Genomic DNA, 5,519 nt, shown 5'->3' on the forward strand with positions numbered 1-5,519 from the left:
GCACCGGGCTCATGGCTTCGCGTTCGGTGGATCGGGAAACGATGAGGCAACACAGGGATCTTTTTGAAAATCCCGACTCGGCGACGATGATTGTTAAGTTATTTAAAATATCAGCTCAAATTGTATAGAAATTATAATGAGTATGGGTATGATTATTGTAATTGATGGAACTCATGGATTCACCCAGCGGCCTTTCTTGTGGCAGCAGGTCCGGGGGCGGTGCGCCTCCCGGCTCGAAATCCATGCCCTTGATGGGAGGGCTTTTGTCCGGTGGAAAATTTTTTCTGGAGGCTGCTGTCCGCTACAGCGATGTGCTCGCGCCATGCCTTCGGTTAGGAGCCGCCATGCTCGCCGGAGCCTTGATTTTTCAGGGCTCAGCGCTGGCTCATAATCTCAATCAGCGTGCGGATTACATCGGCTTCGACCAGGAAACGCTGGCTCGGATGCAGCAGCGTCAGGCAGCCGGCCAACCATTGATTCAAACAGGCGATGTCGTCGGTCTCGTGATGAAAGCCACACCCTCCGTGGGCACGCCGACCGGGGCAGGGGGCTACTCCACCTTTTTCATCCCGGTAGGGGCTCAGGTTGTCGGCGCGCAGTATGGCCGCATCGATAGCGAGGGAAAATTTGTGCCTATGGCCATGAAAGGGCAGTCCGTCCTAGCGCTCGGGGATGGGTCCGTGGGAGCGAAGGTACAGAACTCGCTGAAGGGTTTGGAGCTGGGGCCGAACATCATCGGGGACAAAGCCTACACCGTGGACAGCAGCACCGGTCTCATGCGCGGCACGATGGCGGGTGTTTACTCGGACACGGGCATCTTTTACTCCACCGACCCGAAAACCGCCTGGCAGAGCTGGGTGAGCATGGGCGGTCTGGACGGCAATACCGGCACCACCACCGACAACGTCTTGAAAAACAACTCCGGCGACCTCGTCACCCCGACGACACGCTGGGATGCAGAGCAGCTCATCGCTTTTGGCGTGAACTCCATCACCCCGCTCATCGATCCTGATGGCCGTGGGAACACGCCCTGGGGCATGGGCAGCGGCGTGGCGGGTCCGCAGAGCGGCTATGCCTGGCATTTTGATAAAACCTACTGGGATGCCAATGCCAGCGACCCAGCCCGCATGAAGAACGCTGTGCGGAACATGGGCCCGTGGAAGCGCATCAAGTATCCCGGCAGTCAGATCGCCAAAGACACCCCCGGCCTGCGCAGCACCGCGCTGGGACTCGTCGGAGTCGATGGCAGCCAGATCGGCTACGATCTCAGCACCACGAATCCTCTGCCAGCCACCACGAGCTGGACGGACGCCACCAGCCCGAAGGCTGTCCGCCTCGCCTGGGGAAATTTGGAGCTATTCCGGCCTGAATACGCACGAGTGCAGTTGCGGGTCAATGTCGGTCCGGGTCAGCCAAACTCGCCCTTCGATGCAGCGGGCTTCCTGCAAGCCTATGCGGATACCTTTGGCGGTGATGCTGGCGGCGAATACACCAACAAAGACCATCTCTGGCGCTACTATGAAAACACCGCCCTCTCGCTCACCAGCAAGCCGATGGTCTTCAAGCAAGCCTCGAAACCCATCGTCGCCCCGGGGGAAACCTTCTCCTACACGATCTGGTTCACCAATACTGCCACCTCGTCCCTAACCAACGCGGTGATCGACGACACTCTGCCCAGCGGTATCGTTTATGTCAGTGCCACACCTGCGCCCACAAGCACCAGCCCTCTGCGCTGGAATCTGGGCACCGTAGCACCCAACAGCGTCCGCAGCATCACCCTACGAGTGCGCGCCACCGGCACGGGCGTGATGACAAACACCGTCTGTGCCACCAGCGATCAGGCCCCGAAAGCCTGCAATACCGAGACCATCGAAGTCGCCGCAGCATCGCTTCTCTACCCTGACAAGAGCGTCACCCCATCCATCGCGAATCCTGGCGACCTCGTCACCTACACCGTCACGATGCTCAATGAAGGCCCTTGTCCGAATGCTGTGCCTCTCGTCATTCGCGAGCGACTGCCCACGGGCTTCACTTACGACAGTCTTGTCTCCGCGAAACTCGCGGGCGTTGGCACCTCCGCGCTGTCAGTGAACTCCACCGACACCACAAAGCCAGTCTTCACCCTGAACACAGGCATCGAGTCGGGAAAGAGCCTTGTCGTTGTCTTTAAATGCCGCATCAGCGCGACCCAACCTGCGGGCGTCTATACCAACAGCTTCACCTTCGAGTACGAGGGCAAAGTCATGTCCACAGGCGCGCTCGCACCCGTCACCGTCGGCGGTGCGCGCATCGGCGACAGCGTCTTCCGTGACTGGGATGGCGATGGCGTCATGGACCCCGAGGACGATGGCCTGCCCGGCGTCACCGTGCAGCTCTACGCGGCGAATGGCACCACCCTGCTGAGCACGAAGACCACGGATGCCCAGGGGAAATATGACTTCGCCAACCTCACCGAAGCTACTTATGTGGTGAAGACTACGGCCCCAGCCGCACACACGCCCACCTTTGATTTCGATGGCATCGCCTCAGCGAACCAGGCCACCGTCGTGCTAGCGCACAACGAGCAAAAACTCAGTGTCGATTTCGGCTATCGTACCGGCGGTACGGGCAGCGTCAGCGGCTCTGTTTTTCATGATTTGGGCCGTGACGGTGTCTATCAGCCCCCCGGCGATACCGGCCTCTCAGCCGTCACTGTGCGCCTCTATCGCGACCTTGATGCCGATGGCGTGATCGACACAGGCAGTGATGCCCTCATCGCAACGCAAAGCAGCTCCGCAGGCGGTAGCTACAGCTTCACCAATCTCCCACTCACTCTGGACTACCTCGTCGATGTCGATCAGGCAGACGCCGACATCGTCACCGGCCTCGGCGGCAGCCCTTTCCAGTTCACCACCACTGATCCACACCGCGTGCAGTCCCTCTCAGGGGCCTACAGCACTGCGCATTTCGGCTTCTGGCGTGAGGTGCCTGCCAGCATCGGCGACTCCGCTTTCATCGATGCCGACACCGATGGCGTCTTCGACGCGGGTGAGCTGCCTGTGGCGAATCTGCCCATCACCCTCTACGCCGATATTGATGCTGATGGTTCGCCAGACACCGCCGATCTGCTGCGCACCACGCGCACGGGGGCTGATGGACTCTACCGCTTCGATGCCATTGGCGCGGGCAGTTACATCGTCGTTTGTGATGTCAGCGCGCCCGAGGTGCCGACAGGACACACGGCCCTGAATCGTCAGATCCGCGTCACCGTCTCCGCCGGGCAGACCAGCCTCACGAATGACTTCCCCTTCACGCCACTGCTCACCAAGTCTGTCGATCTCATAACCGCCGTTCCTGGCAATACGCTCACCTACACCCTCGCGCCGACCTATCGCGGCAGTGACTTGCTCACCAGTGTCACCGTGGCAGACACCATCCCCACCGGCACCACTTACGTCCCCAGCAGTGCCAATGTCGGCGGCACGCTCACCAGCGGAGCCGTGAGATGGAATCTGGGCAGCAATACCGCAGCCGTGCCGAGCACTGGTGCTGGTTCCGTGACGAATGCCGTCAGCACTACCCGCACCATGGTCGGCCCCAGCACACAGTTCACCGTCAGACAGACACTCACCTCACCGAGCAATGTCACCGGAGTTACCCCTGGCACCCCAGTGGTCACAAGCAGCGGCGGCGCTGGTGCCACGCTCATCAGCGGCCCCACCCCAGCCAGCGCCACCGTCGGCCCCGCTGGCACCACCTTTACCTGGGTCTATCAAAGCACCGCCAGCACTGGCATCGGCCAAGTTCAGTTTGGCATCAGCGCCACCAATGGCTCCACGACCTGGCCCTCTGCCACCAGCAATAGCGTCATCGTGGTGCCGAACCTGACCTTCCGAGTCACCATCAACAGCGTCCCCGGTGTGGATGGCATCAGCAACACGGCCAGCATCCAGACCGGCGAGTCCAGCGGCCCCTTGGCGATACCGCTGAAAAATTCCAACACCGTCCAAACCGGCCTAACTGGCAGCATCGGCGATCTTGTCTTTGCCGATAACAACGGCAACGGCACCCACGATGTCGGCGAACCCGGTCTCGCCGGAGTCAAAGTCAATGTCACCAGTGGTGCCACCACCAAGACCGCCACCACTGATGGCAGCGGCGCCTATCGCGTCTATGGCCTCAATGCCAATGCTGGCGCGCCATGGAATGTCGCTATCGACCTCACCACCCTGCCCACGGATTGGGTGATGACATCCAGCCCGACACTCCAGCGCACCCTTGCGACAAACAGCACCCGCATTGACGACGCCGACTTCGGAGCCTTCACACCAGCGCCGCCCGCCACCGCTGCTGAGATCCGCGGCACTGTTTGGACAGACCGCGATGAAGACGGTGTCATCGAGAGTGAGGAAGCACCGCTCGAAGACATCGCCGTCAATCTTTACCTCGATCGCAATACAAACGGACTTCTCGATGCTGCTGATCTTCTCGTGCGCTGTGTTGAAACGGACGTCAATGGCCTCTACATCATGCCAAGGCTTAATTCCGGAGCCTACCTCGTCGATGTGCTCGAAAACACGATCCCAGCGGGCATGAACTACGTCAGTGGCGGCAGCGCTGTCCGGCCCGTGACACTCACCGCCCTCCAGATCAGCACGGGCAAAAACTTCGGCTTCAATCACACCGGCAGCATCGGCGACCTCGTCTATTACGACACTGACAACGACCGCACCAAGGACGCCGGTGAGAGCGGCATCCCGAACGTGCGCGTCAGTGTCTATGCCGATGAAAACAGCAACAGCGCTGTCGATGCCGACGAAGTCGAGGTCGGCATCGCCTTCACCGATGCCAGCGGCATTTACACCGTACAAAACCTGCCCGCAGGCAGCTACGTCGTGCGTGTGGATGAGCAGCATGTGCCCGCCCCTGTCGGTAGTCCGAATGCAGGCCTGTATAACACCATGCTGCCCACGAATGGGGAAGAGATCGCTGTCACCCTTGCCACTGCGCAGGAACTCACTACCGCCGACTTCGGCTTCGCCGAGCTGGCACTCGTCGCAGGTTATGTCTTCCATGACGCCAACTACAGCGGCATCCGCGACAGCGCTGAAACCAGCCTGGCAAACATCTCCGTCGTGATCAATGGCAACACCACGGGTGGCAGCCCCATCAGCATGACCGCCAGCACCGATGCGAGTGGCGAATATGAGTTCCTCGTGCCCGCAGGCAGCTACCTCGTCGGATTCAACCCCAGTGACCCTGATTTCCCTGCGGGCATGACCCAGACCACCACTGCCGCCGGGCACACTGTCTCCCTCCAGGGTGGTTGGGAGCTGGAAGACATGAACTTCGGCCGCGCCTACGCCGGAACCCTCGGAGGCATCGTCTTTGCTGACACAAATGGCAACGGCACCCGCGATGGTGGCGAGGCCGGCATTCCTGGAGTCGTCGTCGAGTGCTTCGACAGCACGGGTACCATCTTCCGCGACTCCCGTATCTGCGGCCCCGATGGCAGCTACCGCTTCGATGGTCAGGCCAAT

1 protein-coding gene is annotated in these 5,519 nt (G+C 60.7%); it reads left to right on the forward strand.

The window, feature by feature from the left end:
* Positions 1-344 precede the first annotated feature (344 nt).
* On the forward strand, positions 345-5,519 hold a 5,175-nt coding region (locus tag AC6FTP_RS25190), incomplete at its 3' end, for an SdrD B-like domain-containing protein (RefSeq protein WP_497209660.1).

The sequence above is a fragment of the Prosthecobacter sp. genome (assembly GCF_044378005.1).
Lineage (GTDB): Bacteria > Verrucomicrobiota > Verrucomicrobiia > Verrucomicrobiales > Verrucomicrobiaceae > Prosthecobacter.